The organism is Pseudoalteromonas sp. 120-MNA-CIBAN-0494 (assembly GCF_040308885.1).
GTDB lineage: Bacteria > Pseudomonadota > Gammaproteobacteria > Enterobacterales > Alteromonadaceae > Pseudoalteromonas > Pseudoalteromonas nigrifaciens.
The window spans coordinates 1-23,739 of sequence record NZ_JBEOOE010000021.1 but is presented as its reverse complement, the minus strand read 5'-3'; the positions used below and the strand labels follow the sequence as shown (position 1 = coordinate 23,739).

Annotated in this window: 23 protein-coding genes; 13 read left to right on the top strand and 10 right to left on the bottom strand. The window is 38.5% G+C overall.

Annotation, left to right across the window (positions count from 1 at the left end):
* Window positions 1–7 precede the first annotated feature (7 nt).
* On the bottom strand, window positions 8–448 hold the full coding sequence (locus AAEY55_RS12615) for a hypothetical protein (protein WP_350551633.1): 441 nt from the start codon (window positions 446–448) through the stop codon (window positions 8–10).
* Between AAEY55_RS12615 and AAEY55_RS12610 the strand changes: the two genes are divergently transcribed.
* The gene (locus tag AAEY55_RS12610) at window positions 405–2,525 is read left to right on the top strand and encodes a bifunctional diguanylate cyclase/phosphodiesterase (protein WP_350551630.1); all 2,121 of its coding nucleotides are present in this window, start codon (window positions 405–407) and stop codon (window positions 2,523–2,525) included. The two genes, AAEY55_RS12615 and AAEY55_RS12610, sit on opposite strands and share 44 nt — an antisense overlap.
* 71 nt (window positions 2,526–2,596) lie before the next feature.
* Here AAEY55_RS12610 and rluF read toward each other — a convergent pair whose 3' ends face one another.
* The 3 genes from rluF to AAEY55_RS12595 form a co-directional block, all read right to left on the bottom strand.
* The gene (gene rluF / locus AAEY55_RS12605; protein ID WP_350551627.1) at window positions 2,597–3,580 is read right to left on the bottom strand and encodes a 23S rRNA pseudouridine(2604) synthase RluF; all 984 of its coding nucleotides are present in this window, start codon (window positions 3,578–3,580) and stop codon (window positions 2,597–2,599) included.
* 85 nt (window positions 3,581–3,665) lie between these two features.
* A complete protein-coding gene (locus AAEY55_RS12600; RefSeq protein WP_182683615.1) occupies window positions 3,666–4,760 on the bottom strand; it encodes a DUF418 domain-containing protein in 1,095 nt (364 codons plus the stop codon).
* An 11-nt stretch (window positions 4,761–4,771) separates the two neighbouring features.
* Entirely contained in the window at window positions 4,772–5,986 is a 1,215-nt protein-coding gene (locus AAEY55_RS12595; protein ID WP_350551623.1) for an HDOD domain-containing protein, read from the bottom strand.
* Between the two features lie 224 nt (window positions 5,987–6,210).
* On the opposite strand from AAEY55_RS12595, the gene AAEY55_RS12590 reads away from it, so the two are divergent.
* Entirely contained in the window at window positions 6,211–7,131 is a 921-nt protein-coding gene (locus AAEY55_RS12590) for a hypothetical protein (protein ID WP_350551620.1), read from the top strand.
* A gap of 79 nt (window positions 7,132–7,210) precedes the next feature.
* Here AAEY55_RS12590 and AAEY55_RS12585 read toward each other — a convergent pair whose 3' ends face one another.
* The 3 genes from AAEY55_RS12585 to AAEY55_RS12575 form a co-directional block, all read right to left on the bottom strand.
* Entirely contained in the window at window positions 7,211–7,639 is a 429-nt protein-coding gene (locus AAEY55_RS12585; protein ID WP_350551617.1) for a tetratricopeptide repeat protein, read from the bottom strand.
* A gap of 220 nt (window positions 7,640–7,859) precedes the next feature.
* Complete coding sequence (locus AAEY55_RS12580; RefSeq protein WP_182678625.1) at window positions 7,860–8,246, bottom strand: hypothetical protein; 387 nt, start codon at window positions 8,244–8,246, stop codon at window positions 7,860–7,862.
* Window positions 8,247–8,529: 283 nt separating this feature from the next.
* A complete protein-coding gene (locus AAEY55_RS12575) occupies window positions 8,530–8,958 on the bottom strand; it encodes an Lrp/AsnC family transcriptional regulator (RefSeq protein ID WP_011330054.1) in 429 nt (142 codons plus the stop codon).
* A gap of 190 nt (window positions 8,959–9,148) precedes the next feature.
* On the opposite strand from AAEY55_RS12575, the gene AAEY55_RS12570 reads away from it, so the two are divergent.
* Genes AAEY55_RS12570 through AAEY55_RS12555 form a run of 4 tightly spaced genes read left to right on the top strand, consistent with a single transcriptional unit; the run spans window position 9,149 to window position 13,763 of the window.
* Complete coding sequence (locus tag AAEY55_RS12570) at window positions 9,149–10,354, top strand: aspartate aminotransferase family protein (protein WP_182678624.1); 1,206 nt, start codon at window positions 9,149–9,151, stop codon at window positions 10,352–10,354.
* Between the two features lie 49 nt (window positions 10,355–10,403).
* On the top strand, window positions 10,404–11,438 hold the full coding sequence (astA, locus tag AAEY55_RS12565) for an arginine N-succinyltransferase (RefSeq protein ID WP_011330052.1): 1,035 nt from the start codon (window positions 10,404–10,406) through the stop codon (window positions 11,436–11,438).
* A gap of 6 nt (window positions 11,439–11,444) precedes the next feature.
* A complete protein-coding gene (astD, locus tag AAEY55_RS12560) occupies window positions 11,445–12,911 on the top strand; it encodes a succinylglutamate-semialdehyde dehydrogenase (protein WP_350551613.1) in 1,467 nt (488 codons plus the stop codon).
* Between the two features lie 48 nt (window positions 12,912–12,959).
* Window positions 12,960–13,763: a DUF1338 domain-containing protein gene (locus AAEY55_RS12555; protein ID WP_350551610.1), complete on the top strand. Its 804-nt coding sequence runs from the start codon at window positions 12,960–12,962 to the stop codon at window positions 13,761–13,763.
* A 442-nt stretch (window positions 13,764–14,205) separates the two neighbouring features.
* Here AAEY55_RS12555 and AAEY55_RS12550 read toward each other — a convergent pair whose 3' ends face one another.
* Window positions 14,206–15,486, bottom strand: a complete 1,281-nt coding sequence (locus AAEY55_RS12550; protein WP_058375022.1) for a flavohemoglobin expression-modulating QEGLA motif protein — start codon at window positions 15,484–15,486, stop codon at window positions 14,206–14,208.
* 146 nt (window positions 15,487–15,632) lie between these two features.
* On the opposite strand from AAEY55_RS12550, the gene AAEY55_RS12545 reads away from it, so the two are divergent.
* The 7 genes from AAEY55_RS12545 to AAEY55_RS12515 all read left to right on the top strand — a co-directional run bounded on the left by AAEY55_RS12545 (window position 15,633) and on the right by AAEY55_RS12515 (window position 22,394).
* Entirely contained in the window at window positions 15,633–15,908 is a 276-nt protein-coding gene (locus AAEY55_RS12545; protein WP_182678617.1) for a DUF3081 domain-containing protein, read from the top strand.
* A complete protein-coding gene (locus AAEY55_RS12540; protein WP_086995851.1) occupies window positions 15,889–16,191 on the top strand; it encodes a hypothetical protein in 303 nt (100 codons plus the stop codon). Before AAEY55_RS12545 ends, AAEY55_RS12540 begins: the two co-directional genes overlap by 20 nt.
* A gap of 439 nt (window positions 16,192–16,630) precedes the next feature.
* Window positions 16,631–17,206 (top strand): transcriptional regulator BetI, encoded by a 576-nt coding sequence (gene betI / locus AAEY55_RS12535; RefSeq protein ID WP_086995886.1) that lies wholly within the window; start codon window positions 16,631–16,633, stop codon window positions 17,204–17,206.
* A 1-nt stretch (window position 17,207) separates the two neighbouring features.
* On the top strand, window positions 17,208–18,671 hold the full coding sequence (gene betB, locus AAEY55_RS12530) for a betaine-aldehyde dehydrogenase (protein ID WP_350551605.1): 1,464 nt from the start codon (window positions 17,208–17,210) through the stop codon (window positions 18,669–18,671).
* Window positions 18,672–18,683: 12 nt separating this feature from the next.
* Window positions 18,684–20,351: a choline dehydrogenase gene (gene betA, locus AAEY55_RS12525; protein WP_350551602.1), complete on the top strand. Its 1,668-nt coding sequence runs from the start codon at window positions 18,684–18,686 to the stop codon at window positions 20,349–20,351.
* A gap of 155 nt (window positions 20,352–20,506) precedes the next feature.
* Window positions 20,507–21,724 carry a BCCT family transporter gene (locus AAEY55_RS12520; protein ID WP_350551599.1) on the top strand — a complete coding sequence of 406 codons (1,218 nt, stop codon included), beginning with the start codon at window positions 20,507–20,509 and terminating at the stop codon, window positions 21,722–21,724.
* Between the two features lie 10 nt (window positions 21,725–21,734).
* On the top strand, window positions 21,735–22,394 hold the full coding sequence (locus AAEY55_RS12515) for a TorF family putative porin (protein ID WP_350551596.1): 660 nt from the start codon (window positions 21,735–21,737) through the stop codon (window positions 22,392–22,394).
* A 65-nt stretch (window positions 22,395–22,459) separates the two neighbouring features.
* Here AAEY55_RS12515 and istB read toward each other — a convergent pair whose 3' ends face one another.
* Both istB and AAEY55_RS12505 read right to left on the bottom strand, forming a co-directional pair.
* The gene (gene istB, locus AAEY55_RS12510) at window positions 22,460–23,215 is read right to left on the bottom strand and encodes an IS21-like element helper ATPase IstB (RefSeq protein WP_076923272.1); all 756 of its coding nucleotides are present in this window, start codon (window positions 23,213–23,215) and stop codon (window positions 22,460–22,462) included.
* Window positions 23,216–23,322: 107 nt separating this feature from the next.
* Window positions 23,323–23,739 (bottom strand): Mu transposase domain-containing protein (locus tag AAEY55_RS12505; protein ID WP_407072707.1); only part of this gene is annotated, 417 nt, incomplete at its 5' end.

Here is a 23,739-nt window from a genome sequence, read left to right as displayed (position 1 = left end):
CCCTAACTCAATCAGCAGCAAGTATATTGTATTTAGGTTTTATCCAATTTTTTCTTGTTGTTTCTTTTTTGGGTGCCTTAGAAAGTATTGTTGTTACGCAAAGCTTAATGCCGGTTATTTCTCTGCAACTTTCTTTGACTGCGTTAGGGTTAGCTATTTTATTAGCTTTTTTACCTAAGGTTTTACCTACAAAAAAAATTAAATACCTCATACCTATATTACTCATTATCGGCGCTATATTGTTTGTTAACTTTGAGCTAAGTTTGTGGCGACACAATAGTTGTAGCTGGTTTTGCAATAGCCATAACCCTTTTATCTCATCTTTTAGTGCTGTAATGGTATTTGTGTTTTTTTTAGCTTTAATTATAAAAATCAAAAATCCTATCACTACCGTTAAAGGTTCAATGACCGCTAAAGTAATTACGTTTTTTGCTATTTTTATTGGCATAACACTTTGGCATGTTACCGCGGTTAAAACGGTAACTAGCGTAGCTGCAGATGCACAAAATAAAATTAAGTTTGTTGAAACTATACTCAATAAAAACCTTGAAAGTCATATCACATCACTTACTCGCATAAAAACACGCTTAGAAGCAGTGAATGCCGACGATTTTAGAAAAATGGCTAATATAGACTTAAAAATTTATACCCAAGATTTTGAAATTATTAGCAGTATGCTTCTTCTCGATGAAAATTTGAATTACATAAGCGGTACAACGTATTCTAAGCAATTTGATAATGACGGATTAATTGCAACCAGTCCTATTACTAACTGGTTAAAAGCCGCTAAAAATGAAGTTAGATTTGCGGCTAACTCTGCAACATTAGACACAGATACGCCCATAATTATGTTCTCAATTCCAATAACGGCAAGCAATGGTAGAAAATACCAAGTGCTGGCCCTGTTAAATTTAAACTTGTTAATTGAAAGCAGATACATAGATTATCTCAGCTCATTTGATACTTTTATTGAGTTAACACCTAAAATTTATTTCGCAATCGACAAAAACCAAAAAAATGTTCAAGATTTAAATAGCTTATTAAGCCGTTATAGTAAGCACTATATAGTTAACGAAATTGTTGTAAGAGGATTAATTAAGCACAACGTTTATAGCTTTATTAAAGACTATTCAAAACTTAGGGAAGCTGCACAAATTGAGCAAATGATAATATGGCTTACTTTTGCGTTTATTTATATTTTGATATTAGCCAATGATTCTACTTTTTTGCTGAGGCAACAGTCTGTTGTGTTACATAAAATGGCTAAATACGACGAGTTAACCGGCCTGCTACGCCGTGATGCATTAAATGCAGAAATAGAGGCTAAGCAAGTTAACTGTGTAGATGTTAATTGCGCGATGGTGTTTTTTAATTTAGATGGCTTTAGCGCAGTAAACAATAGTTTGGGCCATAAATTAGGTGACATGGTTTTGCAATTAGTCGCTAAAAGGCTTAAGAAAAATGCTGTTGGGGCGGGCGCCATAGCGCGTTTTGGCAATGATGAGTTTGTATTGCATTACTGTAATATATCTAAGCAGCAATTATCGCAGGAAATTACACTTATAATAAAATCGCTAGCCGATATATATAACTTAGGTGAGGTTGATATCCACCTTACAGTGAGTGTTGGCATAGCTATGTCTGATGGAGAGGTTATTAGCCCTACATTACTACTGCAACAAGCTGATATAGCAATGGATAACGCTAAAGCTTTAGGCGGCAATCAATTTTGTTTTTACCATAAGCTTATGGATGAGAGCCATAATTTTATGGTTACAATTAGAAGTGGGCTACAAAAAGCGATTAAAAATGGGGAATTAGAGGTTTATTATCAACCCATTTATAACTTAACTACTCAGTGTATTGTTGCTGTAGAAGCTTTAGTTCGCTGGAAAAATAATGGCAGTTATATCTCTCCTGCTGTTTTTATTCCTATTGCTGAACAAACAGGGCAAATATTACAAGTGGGCGAACAAGTGCTTACTCAAGTACTAAACGATATGAGTAGCATAGCTGAATTACAAAACATTTGTGTTGCAGTTAACTTTTCACCCCAACAAATACAACAGCGAAACTTTACCGAAAAGCTTTATAAGTTAACGTCTGAAAAAAACATACAACCTAAGTTACTCACCATCGAAGTGACTGAAATGATTATGTCAGAAAAAGGCGCTATTGAAGAAGTGCTTAAAGCGTTAATGAATAAAGGCTTTAATGTTGCAATTGATGACTTTGGAACGGGTTACTCTAGTTTGTCTTATTTATCGCGTCAGCCGGCAAATATAATAAAAATAGATCGTGAATTTACCATTGGCGCCGAATTAGCTGGGCAAAAAAGAGCATTGCTAGAAGGCATTATTAATATTTGTACACAGTTAAATAAAACAGTGGTAGTAGAGGGTGTAGAAAGCCCTGAGCTGATCGGTTATTTATCTAAGTTCAATAATATTCGAATACAAGGCTTTTATTACTGTAAACCTATGCCTTTGGATAAACTTATAGAATATATACAGAGTAATAAATAGCGATTTTGATAATAAATTATTAAAATCGCAGGTTAATTAAGTTGTTGTACTGTACCTAATATTATATCGCTTTATTTTTTAAGGCTCAATATTCCTTTTGAGTCGGATGATTTATTTGCTTTTATACTTTTAGGTTTACCAACATAAGTGGTTGAGCGCTTTTGATAAGGCGTTTTACTACGCTCTTTTTTACGTTCTTCAGTGCGCTCACCTTGATTAAAACGTTTAGGGTTTTCGCCCTGAAAATCACGTTTTTTATCACTTGTTTTTTGCGGCTTAGCAACAGCTTGCGGGCTTTGTTGCTGTAAAGCGTTTGCTTCATCGTATACTGAATGCTCTTGGGTTTTTCCTGAATCAGAGATAGAGTTGTTTATAATCGCCATTTCTTGTTCAGTTAAGTGACGCCATTGCCCTACTTTTAAACCTTTAAGCGTCACATTCATAATACGTACGCGTTTGAGTGTGACCACTTCGTAACCTAAATATTCACACATTCTACGTATTTGACGATTTAACCCTTGGGTTAGAATAATAGTAAACTGCTGCGCCCCGGTTTGGGTTACTTTACATTTTTTAGTAATGGTATCTAGTATGGGTACACCATTACCCATTTTAGTTACAAACTGACGATTTATTGGTTTATCTACAGTAACTACATATTCTTTTTCGTGATTATTGCCAGCACGCAAAATTTTATTAACAATGTCGCCTTCGTTAGTTAAAAATATTAGCCCTTCAGATGGGCGATCTAAGCGCCCTATTGGAAAAATCCTATCGGGGTAATTAACGGCTTTAACAATATTACTTTGAATTTTTCGCTCTGTAGTACAGGTAATACCAACGGGTTTGTTATAGGCAATATAAACGCGTTTAGGTATTGCTTTAAGTGTTTTGCCATCTACCAATACAACATCAGTAGATGAAACTTTTACACCCATTTCGGGGCGAATACCATTAACAGTAACACGACCGTCTTCAATATATTTATCAGCCTCGCGTCGCGAACAAAAGCCAGTATCGCTAATAAATTTATTTAATCGTTTTAAGTCTGTCATGGAAGCAATTCACCTTAATTTTAAAGGCTGCTAGTTTAAACCACCCACAATAATTTTTCGCCCTTAATTTAACCTTTGTAGCCGTTTAAGCAGTGATTTTTGCGTAGGTTAATTTTCGCCATATGTATTCTAAAGGGCCTTGTTGAAAATAGCGGCTATAAATGGCAGTAATAATAAGCTGAATAACGATTAGTAAGGTAGCAACTAAACAATAGTCAATACGATTAAAACTGAGCGCCCACTGCTTAAAAAACACTTTAAACAACACAAGTTGCATTAACGTTTGGCTTATATATAAACTAAATGCTAAACGCCCTACTTGTTGAATTAATTTTCCTGTGTTGGCATTGTTACTACACAACTTAACTGCAATGTGAATATAAATAACCGCCATACATAATGCTGCCACACTGTTAATTAATTCTTGCAGCGCATAAAATACACCACTGCTATATTGCTCTGTAGTTAGCCGTAAACTGGTAAATAGTAGCGCACTACTAATTACTAAAATGAGTTGCTTTGCCGATAAGCCACTAGCAAACACCTGTTGCTTATACAGATATATACCTAATAACATTAGCGCTGTCGTTACCCACATGGTAAGTATAGGCACCATAAACACCATTAAGGCGTTCATAGTTATGTTAGATAACAAGTGATCGCCATATGATTGAAAGTATTGGCTATACAAAGCATTAAACTCTGGCGAATCTCGGTATATTAATGTCTCTGGTACGCTATACATAACTAAAGCGGTTGCCAAACCCGAGAGTAGAATAAACCCATAGGCGTGCTTTAAAAGTTGCTCATTGGTACTGCTTAAGTACCTTATAGCAAGCAACCCCGACACCCCATACAAAAACAAAATATCGCCGGCCCAAAGTAAAAAACCATGTAATAAACCAAAAACTAGTAACCAATATAGGCGGCTTTTAAGTGGTAAAACCAAGTTATAGCGTTGCCATTGTATGTATAAAGCCGCCCCAAACAGTATGCTAAATATGCTCCTAAAACGCCCCTCTATAAATATTAGGTTTAATGTTTGAATCAGGCTATCGCTGCTTGGTGGGGTTGTTAGGGGCGTATAACCGAGTTCGAATACTCCAAAGGTGTATATATTCATAAACACCAAGCCAAGTACGGCAATACCACGAATGAAGTCTAAATTATAATTACGCATTATCTATTCCATTACGTGATATTTTTATAGCTATCGGCCCAGTCTACCGCTTGTTTATAAATGTTAGGTAGTAATTTACTATCTATATTTATTAATAAAACGGCCTGCTCTAATGCCCACCAGCTTCCTGATTCATATGCTTTTACGGTTTCAAGAATATAATGTAAGGTGTTTTTTTCACCCTGTAACGCTGCTTTAATGTCATCTGGAAATGGTAGTTTATTAACTAATAAACTCATAGGTTGATCTAATATGGCATCGAGTAACGAAAACAGCCCGGTTAAAAAGGCTTCACCTTTTTGCTGTTTACTTATTTGCGCGGCAATTAGCTCACAAAAGCGAGCACGGACTACGCACATTTTCATTAATTCGGCAGGCTTAGACTTAACTGTATAAGCAGTAACGATCAAACTTACAAACTTTTTTAACCGTTCCTGACCTAAGTATACTAATGCTTGTTTAAGGGAAGATATTTGGCTTTTAATAGGAAACACACCACTATTAATTAAGCGCAATAGTTTGTATGCCAGCGCAGCATCAAGCTCAAATAACCCAGAAATTACAGTTATATCTGGATTAGGTTTCATAACTTCTGCATAAATTGCAATTACCAGCGCGTAATTATAGTCTATGTCGTTTTGTTTAAGCATGGTTGGCTTTGCAAAAAAATAACCTTGAAAGTAATCGAAGCCCATTTTAAAGGCAAGCTCAAACTCCTCGGGCGTTTCTATTTTTTCAGCAAGTATTTTTATTCTTTTATGTTTTTTTAGTTTTTTAACAACCTGGGCAATTTCAGGTAATGGGGTTTGGCGTATATCAAACTTAATCAGATTTACCAGCTTTAAAAAACGCTCCCACTGTGGGGTGTACACAAAATCATCTAACGCTAATTTATAATTACTATGAAATAAATCACGGCATAACTCATAATTATCGTCTGTGGGCTCTATGGTTTCGAGTAACTCAATCACCACATCTTTACAGGGTAAAAATGCACATAAATCGAGTTTTAACGACTCTGGTCCTATATTAATCAGCGCTTTTTTACCTGACGTTATATGGCGGGTTCCTAAGTTAAGCTGATTTTCCATGATCAACCTTGCCGTTGCTTGGCCATCAGATATTTCTGGAAAATAGTTTTTATCACTATCACGAAATAATAGCTCATAAGCAACCACATTCTGGCGACGATTTAATATTGCTTGCCTTGCAACAAATACAGACACATTACCTACTTCTTAGTTTTTATATAGTACTTAGCTATTAATAGCCTAATCAGCAATAATTGTCACTTTTCTTCGACAAAATCATGTTAATTAACCTATTTGGTTTAAAATATATGCAATTTTAAGCAACTGTTAATAAACGCTACGAGATAAGTCTTTAGTTCTCTTCTACCATCAGCGATAATAACGATATATTAATTAACATTCTGAAATATATTAATTTGATGTTGAAAAAAAGTATTCTACTTTCTATTGCTGCTCTGTTTATTTCTAGTGCCATATACTTAGGCTCTGCTATTTATACCTTGTATAGCAAAAAAATGATTTCTGTTGACCCTAGACTCAAAGAAGTATCTGGTATTGAGTATGATAAGCATAAACGCTTATGGGCTATTAACGACAGCGGCGACGAACCTAAACTTTACCGACTCAATGATGATGGCTCAATTGCTAAAGAAATATTAGTGACTAACGCTGAAAATATAGATTGGGAAGATATGACCCAAAATAAATTTGGTCACTTTTTTTTAGGTGATTTTGGTAATAACACCAATGAGCGCCGCTGGCTTACTATTTATAAAATAGAAAACCCCATTGATATTAAAACCGATACCACCGAAGCTGAAATAATTAAGTTTACCTACCCCGAGTTAGACGGTACACCGGTTGCTCCAGATAACCGCAATTATGACTTAGAGGCGTTTGTAGCATTAGGTAGGCACTTATATTTATTTACCAAAAATCGTACCGAACCCTTTGATGGTATTACAAATGTATATAAAGTGGGTGATCATGCGGCTAATTTTAACGCTGAACTAATCGACTCATTTAAAACCTGCACCACCATGGAAAAGCTCTGCTGGATAACCTCTGCTGCACTGAGTCCTGATCGGAAAAAACTGGTGTTATTAGACTCAACTAGCCTTTGGTTATTTGAGAATTTTAAAGGAGATAAGTTTTTCTCGGGTGACGTGTCGCGAATAGACCTAGGCATTGTTACCCAAAAAGAAGCTGTCACTTTTTATGACGACAACACTATAGTCTTTACCGATGAAGAGTTTAAAGGTATTGGCGGTAATGCTTACGTTATAAAACTCGACGAAGCCAAGAAGCAAATAATTAGAAAAGCACCTTTAAAACCATAATAACTAATGGTGCTTAATGCATTACTTTAAAGTGCTGAGCTTAGTTAGCTCAGCAAAATAAATATCAATAAAGCAGGCTCTAGCCTTCTTCTTCTACCAGCGACTCTAGTAGGTCGTGTATTTCTGCTTTAAGCTCTTTATCAGAAATTTTATTAGCGCTGACTTTAGCATCTTGAAGGTTTTTAATTGCAGCCTCTTTTTGGCCTAATTCTAACTGCAAAGTTGCCATAGAAAATGCAACCGACGACATATGATCTTTAGAGTTAATGGCTATCGATTTTTTTAATGCTTTTTCGTAGCCTTCAATTGCTTCTTCTAATTCTTCGGTAAAATCAGCCAGCGTTTCCCATTGTACAGGGTGATCTTTGCTGGTGTTTTCGTTTTCAATACAAATTGCTTTAAGCTGCGCGTAAAGTGACTCGAATTTTTTTGTATCGTTTTTATTTGCAGCCGCCATTAGCTCTTCAGCTAAATCGTGTACTGCTTTGTATACTTTGGTGTTCATCATTGCTAATTACCTTTTGCGGCCACTAAATAGTGGGTAAATTAATCATTATCTCTTTAATAAACTTATTTTAGCAAATTAAGGAATATAAGCTGCAATGAAGTGCACTTTATCAAGATTAATACCATTGATTAAGAGAGCTATTTAAATGACGATAAGGTCACTAAATTATTAGTGACAAGTTTAACGCATTTACCCGAGCAAAAGATAAGTAATTAAAATATTACAAACTTACGCAGTCAATAAACTTTTCTGCGACTAAGCTAACCGGTGTTTTTTTATCGTAAAATGCTGCGTTATGCGCCGTTAAAAACTGTGCGCATTTTGCTTTTGATTGATGAAACTTAAGTTTACAAGAGTCAACCGTTTTCCCTAAAACCTGCTGATAAACTGCATCATCACACATTGAAAGTGCAAATTGTGAAGCCCCAGTAATAATCTCATCTATGCTCACTGAGTCTGAGGCAGAATCTGAGCCTAGCTTATAAAATAAATCGCTATATTCTTTAACTTCAATAGTTTTGTTTGTATTAAAAATGGCGGCATGAACACTAAGGTAATAGCCACTCGCTATAATTAGTAAAACAATGGTGCTTATAATAACTTTCACAATTTGTCCTTATTAGATCAGCAAGTTGCTGACTCCTTGGCAGAGCGGCTAATGAAATAAACTACCCAATGTACTGTAAATTGATTGCTATTAATTGAATTAAAAAGGGAGAGTAATATTCAACTTTCCTAAGTTTATTTAAACAGTCCTTGTTTACAAAGTACAAGCTAATAGTATGCACTTTCATGACATTAGAGCTTGTACTCTATGCAATAACTTTATTATAAATTGCTTGCTATATCAATGCGTAATCGCCACCTGTTTACATTTTTATACAACAAACCTAGCGTTTAAATTTGGTTTCTAAAATAACAGATGAAGTAGTGCGTTCTACACCATCTAAGTTGCCAATATCATCGAGTAAGTGGCTAAGTTGTTCTAAGTTTTGTGCTTGCACAACTGCAATTAAGTCAAACTCGCCACTAATAGCATAAAGCTGCGATATAGCATTAATTTGCTTTAACTCTAAGTTAGTTTTAGTCGTCAGTTTTTGCCTTACTTTAATAGACACATGGGCGGCTACCATACTATTTAAAAAGTCATCACCGTAATCAACGCTGTAACCTTTAATTACGCCACTTTCCTCTAGCTTTAACATGCGGCTTTGTACCGTTGAGCGCGATAAATTAAGGTGCCTAGCTAAATCTGAAATACTCGCTCTGGCATTGGTTTTTAAAATAGATAATAGCTTTTCGTCTTGTGGAGTTATCATAATGCACAAACCCTTCGTTAATTTGACTTTTATTCTAATCATTTTTCACAATATAGCACTGCAAATTTCATTCGCAACCTTCGATAATGACACTTATAACAAAAAACACAGTGTTTACTGAAGAATACAGGCTAAGTTCTTCTTTGTTTTAGCAACACTTTTTAAGTAGCCACATAATTTAGGTGTAAAAATGCAAGTAACTAGAGACTTATTTAACGATGTAATGGTACCAAACTACAATCCTTCAGCAGTTATTCCGGTGCGCGGCGTAGGTTCTCGTGTATGGGATCAAGATAATAACGAGTTTATTGATTTTGCCGGCGGGATCGCGGTTAACTGTTTAGGCCATTGTCATCCGGCTTTAGTTAGTGCACTAAAAGAGCAAGGTGAAAAAATTTGGCACTTATCAAACGTAATGACCAACGAGCCTGCTTTGCGTTTAGCTAAAAAAATGGTTGATGCTACATTTGCTGAGAAAGTGTACTTTGCCAACTCAGGTGCCGAAGCGAATGAAGCAGCGCTAAAATTAGCGCGTCGTTTTGCTCTTGACGTACACGGCGCTGAAAAAACGCAAATTATTGCTTTTAATAAAGGCTTCCACGGTCGTACCTTTTTTACCGTAACGGTTGGTGGTCAAGCAGCTTATTCAGATGGTTTTGGCCCTAAGCCTGCCGATATTGTGCATTGCGATTTTAACGACATTAGCGCGTTTGAAGCGCTTATTAGCGATAAAACCTGTGCGGTAATGATGGAGCCACTACAAGGTGAAGGCGGTATTATTTCACCTACTGACGATTTTGCACATAAAGTACGCGAGCTATGTACTAAGCACAACGCGCTACTTATTTTTGATGAAGTGCAAACGGGTGTAGGCCGTACTGGCGATTTATACGCGTATCAGGGCTTAAACGTAGTACCTGATATTTTAACTACAGCAAAAGCGTTAGGTGGCGGTTTTCCTATTGGTGCCATGATCACCACCACGGCAATCGCAGCGCATTTAAAAGTAGGCACACATGGCTCTACATACGGTGGAAATCCATTAGCCTGCGCCGTAGCCGAAGCAGCTTTTGATACAGTAAATACCCCTGAAGTACTTAGCGGCGTAAAAGAGCGCGAACAGCTGTTTCGTGATGGCTTAAATGCGATTAACGAAAAATATAATGTATTTAGTGAAATTCGCGGTAAAGGTTTATTAATTGGTGCAGCACTAAACGACAAGTTTGCTGGGCGTGCGCGCGACTTTTTAATAGCCAGTGCTAACAATGGTTTAATGAACTTAGTAGCGGGTGCGGATGTTATTCGCTTTACTCCATCTTTAGTTATTCCGCTAGAAGATATTAAAGAAGGCCTAGAGCGCTTTGATAAAGCCGTAAGCGATGTAGTTAACGGTTAATAATAGTAAACCAGCACGCCTTTGGGCGTGCTATTGGAGCAAGTAATTAATGCAAGTATTACGTCCTATTACAGCCAACGACTTTGATGCGCTTAAGCAAATAGCAATAGAGTCTGGGCATGGGTTTACCTCTTTGCCCGTGGATGACACCCAGCTAAAAGAAAAAATTGACCGCGCTGAAAAAAGCTTTGCTAAAAACATTAATAAACCATTGGACGAGAGCTATTTATTTGTTTTAGAAGACAGTGAAACAGGTAAAGTGATTGGCACAACCGCAATAGAAGCCGCTGTAGGCTTAACTGTGCCGCTATATCATTATCATTTAGGTAAAACAGTGCATCACTCGCCTACACTAAATGTATATAATACAGTTGATATTTTGAGCATGTGTAACGACTACACGGGTTGCTCTGAAATATGCACTTTATTTTTACGTGAAGACAGCCGTACAGGCTTAACTGGACGCTTTTTATCGCGCTCGCGCTTTTTGTTTATGGCGCAGCACAGCGAACGCTTTGCCGATACCGTCATTGCCGAGATGCGCGGTGTAAGCGACGAGCATGGCCACTCACCATTTTGGCAATGGCTACAAGAGCACTTTTTTAGTATTGAGTTTCCACAAGCTGATCATTTAGTCGGTTTAGGCGACAAGGTGTTTATTAGCGAGCTCATGCCTAAGTACCCTATTTACGTAAATTTACTGAGTAAAAAAGCCCAAGCTGTGATCGGTCATGTTCATGAAAAAACCAAACCCGCGCTTAAACTCCTCGAAAAAGAAGGTTTTGAGCATCGCGGCTATGTTGACTTATTTGATGCCGGCCCCACTGTAGAAGCTAAGCTAGGTAATATTCGCAGTATTCGCGAGTCTCAAGTGTGCCCTATTACCATAGGTGAACTTGAGCACATAACACAAAACAGTTCCGACACGCTCGCTATTTGTAATCATGGTGTGAGTGACTTTAGAGCTACATTTACTAAACACGCGCATTATAATCATGCAAAGCATACGTTAATCATTAGCCAAGCAGTGGCTGATGCACTTAAGTTAAGCCAAGGAGATGCAGCACGATTCTTTCGTCTGTAAATATATATGAATACACAACTTATAAATAACCAATGGCAAGCAGGCCAAGGCCCCGCGTTTGCCTCAATTAATCCAAGCAATGGCGAAACAATTTGGCAAGGTAATGGCGCCAGTGCTGAGCAAGTAAATAGCGCAATAAAAGCAGCAAGAGCAGCGCAGTTACAATGGGCCGATACCCCGCTTGAGCAGCGCATTACTATACTAGAAAACTTTGCTGCACAACTAAAAGAACACAGCGAAGAGTTTGCCGTTATTATTGCCCAAGAAACCGGGAAACCTTTATGGGAAACCCGTACTGAAGTAGGTGCGATGACAGGTAAAGTCGCTATTTCGGTAAAAGCATATAATGAGCGCACCGGCACCACAGAAAACCCAATGCCTGGTGCTAAAGCATTTATTAGGCATAAACCGCACGGTGTAGTGGCTATTTTTGGCCCTTATAACTTCCCGGGGCACTTGCCTAACGGGCATATTGTGCCAGCTATTTTAGCGGGTAACACTGTGGTATTTAAACCCTCTGAGCTTACTCCTCATGTAGCACAATTTACTTTATCGCTGTGGTTAAAAGCAGGTTTACCTGCTGGTGTAATTAACCTAGTACAAGGCGAAATTGAAACAGGTAAGGCATTGGCGGCTCACCAAGACATAGATGGCTTATTTTTTACCGGTAGTTCTAATACGGGTCATTTATTACATAAACAGTTTGCTGGCCATCCGGGTAAAATTTTAGCGCTTGAAATGGGCGGCAATAACCCGCTTATAATTAAAGACGTAAACGATATTAGCGCCGCAGTACACGACATTATTCAATCAGGCTTTATTACCTCAGGCCAACGCTGTACGTGTGCACGCCGTGTATTTATTGAAAAGTCGAGTAATGGCGATGCCATTTTAGCTAAGCTTATTAGCGCCACTAACAATATTGTAGTTGATGACAGCTTTGCAACAGAACAGCCATTTATGGGTGCTATGATCAGCGAAAAAGCAGCATTAGGTATGGTGGCTGCGCAAAATGAACTTGTCGCAAAAGGCGCTGAGGTTTTAGTTGAACTTAAGCAATTAAAACCAGGCACTGGTTTTGTCAGTCCAGGTATTATTGATGTAACTAATGTTAGCGATATGCCAGATGAAGAGCATTTTGGGCCATTAATAAAAGTATACCGTTACAGCGATTTTGACAGCGCCATTAATGAGGCAAATAACACCAGCTTTGGTTTATCTGCCGGCTTACTAGCCGATAGCGAACACGATTATAGCCATTTTTTAAAGCGTATTCGTGCTGGCATTGTTAACTGGAATCGCCCCATTACCGGTGCGTCTAGCGCTGCACCATTTGGTGGCATTGGCGCAAGTGGTAATCACAGAGCAAGCGCCTATTACGCTGCCGATTATTGCGCCTACCCGGTAGCTTCTGTTGAATCAGACAAAGTAACCTTACCGCAAACCCTCGCGCCGGGCTTAATAATTGAATAAATACAACTTAACTAACGTTAGGTATATAACAAAATTTAAGGATTTAAAATGCATACTGATGTAAATACATTATTTGATAACCTATGGCAAAACTACTTAAACGTAACGCCATCGGCAGACAAAATTCATGATCTATTAGGTTCAACGCAAAAAGATGACATTATTAACGATCATATTGCTCTGCGTACCTTTAACATTGAAAAAGTGGGCTTAGAAAAGCTGGCAGCACACTTTTTAGCTTTAGGTTATAAAGAATGCGGTGAGTATCACTTTGAAGCTAAAAAACTATACGCAAAGCACTACGAGCATAGCGATTTAACACAGCCAAAAGTATTTATTTCTGAGTTGTTGGTCGATAAATGCTCTCCTGAGTTACAAGCAATTGTAAATGTTATGGTAAGCCAAATTGACGAAAGCGCAGTGACTGCCGATAACTTTTTATACTCAGGCACGCACTGGCAAGTAAGCACAGACACTTATAAACAACTTCTTGCCGAGAGCGAATATGCAGCGTGGATGTCGGCATGGGGTTATCGAGCTAATCACTTTACGGTAAATATTAATACCCTTGATAAGTTTGATAATATTGAAGATGTTAACCAAGCACTAAAAGATGCAGGCTTTACACTTAACAGCTCAGGCGGCGAAGTAAAAGGCTCGCCAGAGGTATTACTTGAGCAATCGTCAACCCTTGCTGATGAGTACTCAGTGAGCTTTAGCGATGGTGAAATGAGCATTCCTAGCTGTTTTTATGAGTTTGCTATTCGCTATCCTAAAGCCGATGGCGAGCTTTACACCGGGTTTGTAGCAGCCTCTGCAGATAAAATTTTTGAAAGTACCAATGCGCGCTAACTAGCCTGTATTTAGTTACTTTTAAAAAGCCCGTAAAGGGCTTTTTTTATGCCTATTTAACCGGAGCTCTGGTAAAGAGGTTTACTAACGTAATGGCGCTTCGATTAATTTTACTTATCGATAAGATGATTTAAATTAACAACCCAAACTACTGTTTTATATTAACTTAAATTAATTCCACGTTATTTAAAATTAACTATTGCACCAATTAAAAACACGTTTTATTATTTCGCTGCTTCTTGATTATAATCAATCTGAGTAGATTACAAACCTAGTTTGTAGCAAGGCAAATCAGCAACTATACAGCCAAGTTTTACCTGGCTAATTACTAGCAAACTTTCCTCAACTATAGTTACGTTGGCTTGTAACTATATACTTAAACGCAGTTGCTCATTCCAACTGCGTTTTTTTTGCTTTAAGGGAGACAAGCTCTCTGTGGTTATTATAAAAACAGCGGCTTATAATCGTTTTCTAATTGTTCAAACGACAAGTCACCAATAAAGCGCCCAAAACTGAGCCAAGTTGCTAAACCGCGTAAGTCTTTAAAGTGTGGCGGTACAAACTTAGGCGATTCGATTACTCCTAAACTATGCAGTTGCGTAATCAGCCTAAAGTCATCAATCGATATTTTTCCCACCAATAATAAAGGCAGTTGATCAATTCGGCCCAGTTGTATGGCAACCCGAATCAAGTTGTACACCAAAACAAAGCCTTTAATATAGGCAATGTCTTTAGTAAACGGTAAACCTGTGGGTGTGCTGCCCCTAAATACACGCTGAGCTAGGGTATAGCTTTCATCTTGCGATAATCCTTGCGCTACATAGTCGCGGTAAATATCAACAAATTCAGCACCATCAATTACCTTGGTTACCGCTTGAATACGGTTAACTAATTTAGATAGGCGCCGTGGTGTTGATTTTAAGGTAATAATTTCGGTTAATACCGCAAGGCCCTCTTGGGTCACTGTTGAGCTTGGCGTGCCTTTACTTAAACAGGTTAAGTAAGGTTGCGCTAGGCCATTTTGCGTCGTGCCTACGTGTATCCAGCCTTCGTGTACTTCTAAAATATCGAGTTCACGCTGCGAAAACTTCACATCTTTATTAAGCTTAATATTATTAGCCCCAGCGGCTGCATCACTCACTATGCCATCGCTTAGCATTACCTCTACGTTGATCCCCACCATACTGGCATTAACTTGCTCCGATAAAATACGCACGGCATCGCTGGCTGCTATGTTTTTAGGGTCGTCTGGCAGTATATCGGCAATTAATAAGTTTTTAAGCGGCCGCTCTAACATGTTTGCCAGCTCAGTAAGTGAAGGCTCACCAGCATGAAACAAATCTTTAGGATGCCCAAATAGCTCTACTGATAAGTCATGAAACTCCGGCGTTCCTCGATATTCCAGCATGCTTAATACGGTTTTATACTCGCTGCACATTTTTCCCATATATTGAGCTATTGGGTTTAGCTGCCCTAACTGGTTAATAATGTTACGCTGCAAAGTAGAAAATGCTTGGCGTAGTTCGCTGGGCACAAATCCTAAATCGCGCTGCTGATAATAAGCACGATCAATAAGTGGATTTTTTTGACATTTCTGTCTAAAAAATTCTTCTTTAATTTGTTTATCCCAATTAATCGCATCCAGTATTCTTATTGGTGTTTGCAGGGCAACTAATTGATCTGATAATTCACGAGTTTTAAGTAGTAACGCCTTGTCTATCATGGTGTAAGCTCAACAAATAATGAATTGTGAGCATAATTTAAAATAACCAAATTACAAAGTAATATCATCATTTTTTAACCATTGTTTTTAAGATGATCGGGCCACATATCTAAAACGTATATACTTGCAAAGTTAAGGATTAATTAATGAAAAATGAAATCGACAACAAGCAAATTTTAGCTGTGTATGAACGCATAATACAACGCGGCGAAATGCAGGATGATGCTAAGCATTATCAAGGCGTTACCGCGTATTCAGACGCAGACGGTTATACCATTTATTTACAAGGCAGCGGGGTAGAACTGCGCTTTGGTTTTCATAATACGTATCATCTTGATTACGAACATGAAAAACAAAAAGATGACTTTTTAAAAAAATTACACAATATTGCCAATGAAACCAATGCTGCCACCCAGGCTTAAAAAACGCGCCACTAGCAAGCTCAATACTTCCTTTATTACGCAAGTAATTATTGAGCTTGAAGCTAATCCGCACAAGCTCGAAATTATTCGCCACAACCTAGCTTACTACCGCACCCAAACTCATTTAAAAAAAGGCTTTCTTCTCGCTATTGAGCGATTTGACTGGGTGTTTGCAGCATGTAATAACGTGGATGAAATTTGCGCACAAATTATGGCCGATGACTACATTGGAAATCGTCTTAGGCGTTATCCTCTTTTGTTCAAAGGTATATTAACGCCTTAAATAAAGCTGTAACAATACCTCTGCTTTGTATATATATTAACCCTTCTTGCTTTGCTATATTTACATTAACTTTATAAAACTAGCCTGTTGTTATAATTATATCCATTGCAATTTTGGCTATATAAACAGCAACACATACCGTTAGTGCTCTAATGATTACCGTACTAAGCATATTATTTGAAATTATTTACATTTTATTTCTTAGTAAAAATAACCCTCACTTACCTCACTATAAAATAACGCATAAACTATTGTTTTTTAAATAATATAAATTAAATTAATTGTTTGTTATTTACGTATGCTAGATTACCTTTTTTGTTAATATTTCATCTATATTTAGGCATCCGATCATTTACCTGCGCCTTGAATTGTTAGAGCTATTACCTTAAGCTTATGTTTATTGAACGGTCAATTAATAATAAATATGCCTAAAGTTGGAATGGAACCTATAAGACGTCAGCAGCTAATTGACGCAACAATTGAGTCGGTTGCACAGCGCGGTTTACAAGCAACCACTATTAACAGTATTAGTAAAAATGCGGGATTATCCTCTGGCATTATTAGTCATTACTTTGGTGGTAAGCAGGGATTAATTGAAGCAACGGTCAGGTATTTACTTACGAGTTTAAAACAGGAGCTTGTTTGCAAGCTTGAAGCAAATACCAACGCGACGCAGCGCTTAATGTTTATTATTGAAGCTAACTTTGCACTTGTGCAACAGCGCTCAGACACTACACGAACTTGGTTGAGCTTTTGGGCACAATCAATGCACGATGCCGAATTACACCGGCTACAAAATGTAAACAGCAAACGCTTGCAAAGTAATTTAGCATTTTCATTTAAGCAATTAATGCCCACTGAGCAAGCAAAACAAGCTGCCGAACTTAGCGCCGCCATGATCGACGGCCTATGGTTACGCGCAGTACTTAGTAAATCAAACGAACATCAGTTTAATCACAGTGAAAAGCTAGCAAAAAGTTATGTGCATTCACTCATCAAGCAATATGGAGCCTAGCGTGACAACACCTGTCTATCAAAATTTTATTAACGGCCATTTCCTTGCAAATAAAAGCGGCAAAACATTTGATGTAACTAACCCTGCTACGGGTGAAGTTATTTATGCAGTAGAAATTGCTGACGAGTTTATTCAAAACGCTGCCATTGCAAGTGCAAAGCAAGGTTTTGCGCAGTGGTCGGCCATGTCGCCTATTGAGCGAAGTCGCATTTTACTCAAGGCCGTAGCAATTTTACGCGAGCGCAATGATGAGCTAGCGCTGGTAGAGGTACTTGATACCGGCAAACCAATGCAAGAAGCAAACTGTGTAGATATTGAAACAGGCGCTGATGTTATTGAATTCTTTGCTGGTTTAGCACCGGCACAAGTTGGCCAACAACAAATGGTTGGCAGCGACTTTTACTATACCCGTAAAGAGCCTTTAGGTATTTGCGCTGGTATTGGTGCGTGGAACTACCCGATACAAATTGCCTGTTGGAAATCGGGCCCTGCTCTTGCCGCTGGTAATGCGTTTATTTTTAAACCATCGGAAGAAACACCACTTGGCGCAATTAAGCTAGCTGAAATTTTTGTAGAAGCTGGCGTACCCGCAGGTGTATTTAATGTAGTACAAGGCGCAGGCGATGTAGGCCAATGGCTAACACAGCATACTGATATAGATAAAGTGTCGTTTACTGGCGAAGTGGGTACAGGTAAAAAGGTAGTTGCGAGCGCTGCGGGATCTTTAAAAGATGTCACCATGGAGCTTGGTGGTAAGTCGCCATTAATTGTATTTGATGATGCCAATATTGAACAAGCAGTAAGTGCTGCAATGTTAGGCAACTTCTATACTCAAGGCGAAGTGTGTACTAATTGTACCCGTATTTATGTTCATAAAAATGTATATCAACAATTTATTGATGAGCTTAAAACCCGTACTGAACAAAATATTATTGCCGGCGATCCTCAAGATTTAAATACTAACTTTGGCGCGCTAATTTCTAAAAAGCATCAAGACTTAGTAATGAGCTACGTTAATAAAGGTATTGCAGAGGGCGCAACGCTACTAACAGGTGGTACAACACTTTCACCTGCATCTGCACCTAACGGCTACTTTGTTGCCCCTACTGTGTTTATTGATTGCAACGATGACATGACCATAGTCAAAGAAGAGATATTTGGCCCAGTAATGAGCGTGCTGGTATTTGATGACGAAGACGATGTGATTAAACGTGCAAACGGCACTCACCTTGGTCTAGCTGCAGGTGTATTTACTAGCGACATTAAGCGTGCACACCGTGTTATTCATCAACTACAAGCGGGTATTTGTTGGATTAACGCGTATGGTAACTCGCCTGCAGAAATGCCAGTGGGTGGTTACAAGCAATCGGGCATTGGCCGCGAAAACGGCATAGAAACCCTCGATACTTACACGCAAACTAAATCTGTTTATGTTGGTATGGCCGACATAGAAAGCCCATTTTAAAGGATACTGATTATGAGTAATTCGTATGACTATATTATTGTGGGCGCAGGCTCTGCAGGTTGCGTGTTAGCAAATCGCTTATCGGCCGATAAAAACACCCGTGTATTACTACTAGAAACGGGTGGCAGTGATAAAAGCATTTTTATAAAAATGCCTACCGCGCTTTCTATTCCAATGAATAGCGATAAGTACGCGTGGCAGTTTCATACCCAACCTGAGCCGCATTTAGACAACCGCGAAATGCATTGTCCGCGCGGTAAAGTACTCGGTGGTTCGTCATCTATAAATGGCATGGTGTATGTACGCGGCCATGCAAAAGACTTTGACGAATGGCAACACAATGGCGCAAACGGCTGGGATTATCAGTCGTGTTTACCGTATTTTCAAAAAGCAGAAAACTTTTACTTAGGTGAAAATAAGTACCGTGGCGGTAAAGGCCCGCTGGGCGTTAATAACGGTAACGAAATGAAAAACCCTTTGTACAGCACCTTTATTAAAGCGGGCATTGAAGCGGGTTACGCACACACTAACGACTACAATGCCTCGCAGCAAGAAGGCTTTGGGCCAATGCACATGACGGTAAAAGACGGTGTACGTAGCTCAGCCGCGCGTGAATATTTAGACCCAGTCAAATCGCGTAATAATTTAACTATTGTTACCGGTGCACTTGCCCAGCGCGTTGTTTTAGAGGGCAAAAAAGCCACTGGTATTGAATACAAAGTAAATGGCGAAGTTAAAACCGCTGTTGCTGCAAAAGAAGTGATATTAAGCGCCGGCTCTATTGGCTCGCCACATATTTTACAGCTATCGGGTATTGGCGATAGCGAAGTGCTTAAAAAAGCAGGCATTGAGGTAAAACACCATTTACCCGGTGTAGGGCAAAACTTACAAGATCATCTTGAGTTTTACTTTCAATATAAGTGCAAACAACCTATTACCTTAAACGGTAAATTAGGGTTAATTTCAAAAGGTTTAATTGGTGCACGTTGGTTATTAACCCGCAAGGGACTGGGCGCTACAAATCACTTTGAATCATGTGCTTTTATTCGTTCTAAGCCTGGAGTTGAATGGCCAGATTTGCAATACCATTTTTTACCTGCCGCAATGCGCTACGACGGACGTAGTGCCTTTGACGGCCATGGCTTTCAAGTACATGTAGGTCATAACAAGCCAAAAAGCCGCGGCAGCGTTACTATTGCATCGGCTGATCCTGAGCAACCACCTAAAATTGTGTTTAATTACCTACAACATCAAGATGACATTGAAGGCTTTAGAGCCTGTGTACGCCTAACTCGTGAAATTATTGAGCAAAGTGCCTTTGATGATTATCGCGATGAAGAAATTCAGCCAGGTAAGCATATTCAAACCGATGCAGAAATAGATGCCTTTGTACGTCAAACGGTTGAAAGCGCTTATCACCCTTCTTGCTCTTGCAAAATGGGTGAAGATGAACTGGCAGTCGTTAATTCAAACACCCAAGTACATGGGATTGCAGGTTTACGTGTAGTTGACTCGTCTATATTTCCAACCATACCAAACGGTAACTTAAACGGCCCTACCATTATGGTGGCCGAAAAAGCCGCTGATATTATTTTAGGTAATAAGCCACTAGCAAAACTCAATGCATCTGTAGCAATGAGCGCTAACTGGCAAACAACACAACGTAATAGCAAGATATAAATTAAGCCACTGGCAAAGGTTTAGCTACTTAGGCAGTTAACCCTTTGTGAGGCTCGCCGTGGCTCACGATATAAATTGGTTATGTTGTGTTAACGCGAGAAAAACAATAAACGGAGTATTTATGAATTACTTTTATTTATTTTGGGAGGGCGATAATGACTATTTGGCTTAGTGCTGGGATTATTTTCACCTTATTAGCTGTAATCGCTATTTTATTTAAATGGGGCAATGTACGTGTTGTAGGCGTAACGCCAGTTAGGACATTTACCTTTATAGCCATATTATTTACCTCAGGCCTAGATGTTGGCCTTATTATGTTTCCGTTAACCGAATTTGCCGGTTATGCAGACATAAAAGCAAGCCCAGAGTACGCATTTGCAAATCCGCTAGCTATTGAGTTTGGCTATTGGGGGTTTTTAATCTGGGGATTTTACTTTCTTACGTGCTTTTATTTCTGTGTAATAGAACCTAAAGTTAAATTTTTCGAAATTCCTTGGGTTAAGTTTATTAATAACGTTGTCATCATTGGCACCTGTGCATTTACTGCTTACTTACTACTGACTAACTTACCTTGGTACTTACCCGACTTCGGTGATGGCTCAAGTGTTATTCCGGTGTTTTATTTAATTGTGTTGGCTGCAATATCGTTTGCTGCCTACTCGAGTACCGACATTAAGTATGTACGTATTTTAAGTATTTCTACTACTTGGATGTTTTTAGCGCTCATTGCCTTTATGTGGGCGGGTGCATTTGTATTTGGTGACAGTGAATTGTCTGCCTTTTCGAATAACTTAGGCGCTATTGGTACTTATTTTGCCAATATTAATGAGTTTGTTTTACCGCTAAATGACTACCATGAGTTTTATTTATTTTGGTGGTTTGCATGGAGCATTATGATAGGTCAATTTACTGCACGCTTTGTGGGTGGATTAAGAACTTATCAGGTATTGGCTGCGATGTTGATTTTCCCATCAATTCCAATTGCTATCTGGTTTAGTGTGCTTTATCACTACCACGAAGCTGGTATTCCTACCGAAGGTATTAAAAACTTTGCCATGGTATTTGTTGGTATTATTTTTGTAATTAACTCTCTTGATTCGCTTATCCGGTTATACACAGATAACTTAAACTTGACGGTTAAACGCTTAGGTAAATTTAAATATTTAACCATGAATATTGTTGCTTTGTCGTTGTTAACATTACTATTTAAGTTAGAGTTTTTACAAATTCAATGGGTTGGCGCATTAGTTATTGCCTTGTTCTTTATTTGTATTGCTTATATTGGCTACAACAAATTAAAAACGGTGAACGACATTATAGGCTCACCAAAAGCAAACAAAATTGATTACACCAAAATTGAAAATATGAGCTAGGAAAAACACTATGCATAATAAACTAAAACAACTTTTTATCGCTTTACCTTTTACACTTTTATCTACAACTGCAGCGGCTAATTGGTCAACAACCATTACTGCAGCTTCTGACTATACTTTCAATGGTGTAACGCAAACAGATAACGACCCTGCAATTCAAGCAAGCCTAGATTACGCATTTGATAACGGTGTGTATGCAGGTATTTGGGCCTCTAATGTAGATTTTGGTGATGATACTGATTTTGAACTTGATGCTTATGTAGGTAGATACATTCAGCTTGATGAACACTTTAGTGCTGATTACGGTATTGCTTATTACACTTACCAAGGCAATAACAGTGATGGTAATTATGGCGAAGCCTATACAAAATTTGGCTATGCGAGTGATTATGGCCAAACAGAGCTTAACTTTTGGTATAGCTGGGACTACTTTGGCAGCGGTGCAAGTCATGTTATTTCAATGATCGCCCATACTTATGAACTTGCGCCTAACCATGCACTACGTGCAAGTTTTGATATTTCAAACTCATTAGACGGTAAAAAATACGCGTGGGATAGCAATGAAAAAAAATCTTACAACCATTACCGCTTAGCATACCAAACTAGCTATGAAGGCTTTAATATTGAAGTTGCCGCTGAAAACACCAGCTTAGATTGCGTATTCTCATGACTTTGATCACCGATTCTCATCAGCTTTGATCGCTTGATTTATCATTTTGTAGAGCCATTTTTAAATTAACTTAACTGATCATCATCAGTCAATTCATTTAACTGTTTTCGTATCGATTCTCCTTTTAAATTCAACTTAATTGCACCATGAATCAGCCTATCTAAAATAGCATCAGCGTGCGTTGATTCGCCGATCATTTGGTGCCAATTCTCTTGTGGTAACTGACTAATGATGATGTGTGATTTATAACCATATCTAGCATCGATTAATTCAAGTAAGTCGCTTCGTTGCTGAGCACTGAGTGGCTCTAGCCCCCAATCGTCTAAAATAAGTAAGTCGTATTTAATGAGTTTACCCAATAATTTTCGATAACTGCCATCGGCCTGTGCTAGAAATAGACTTTCAAGTAATTCTTTTAATCGAATATAGAAGACACTTTTTCCTTGTAAACAGTGCTCGTGACCCAAGGCACACGCGAGGTAGGTTTTGCCACAGCCTGTGGCGCCTGTAATTAATATATTCTGATGTAAACTCAGCCAGGTGCTTTGGCTGAGGCTGCGTATTTGTGCTTTATCTAGATTGCGCTTCGGCGAGTAAATGAGTTGATTTAACTGACCCGGTACGCGGAATTTTGCTTGTCGCACCAGTCGCTCTATTTTTCTTTGGTCACGCGTATCAATTTCATGCGTTAGCAATAAACTGACGCGCTCTATAAAGCTTTGTTCTTGATATAGGTTTGGCTGTTCAAGCTGCTGCTTGAGTGCTTGCTTTATACCCGATAACTTGAGCAATTGAAGTTGCTGATTAATTGTTTCTATCATGTTTGCATTCCTTAATGGTAGTAATCTGTGCCACGTATGTTGCTGTGTGTAATTGGCTTTTCTGGCTCTGTTTGGAGTGTGGGTAATGGTTGTTGGTCTAGCCCTTTTTACAGCATTTGCTTAATAGATCTGTGTGTGGTCGTATTCATGCAAATTGCTCGGTAACATGCTCGCTCGAGGCCTTCCTTTGAATACGTTTTAGCTAAACTTAACACCCCTAAACAGGTGCGATAAGCTTGCTCTGGATGACGTTTGCTATTAAGCAATAATTCAACGACTTGATGAGTATAATCACCGATACTCAATGCCCATGAGCGTAAATTTATCGGTGACTGCTCATGCTGTTTTTGATGCGCCTTTGGCATATGATGTGTCTGTGTCGTATGTCCGCCTAAACGGTTTGAGCGAGGATGCTGTGCTATTAAAGTGCCGTCATAATAAAGCTGCACGAGTTGATTGGATATGTGTGCGCGTAATTGTTTTTTAACCCACAGATAAGGCACGCTGTAGTAATGTTTTTCTAT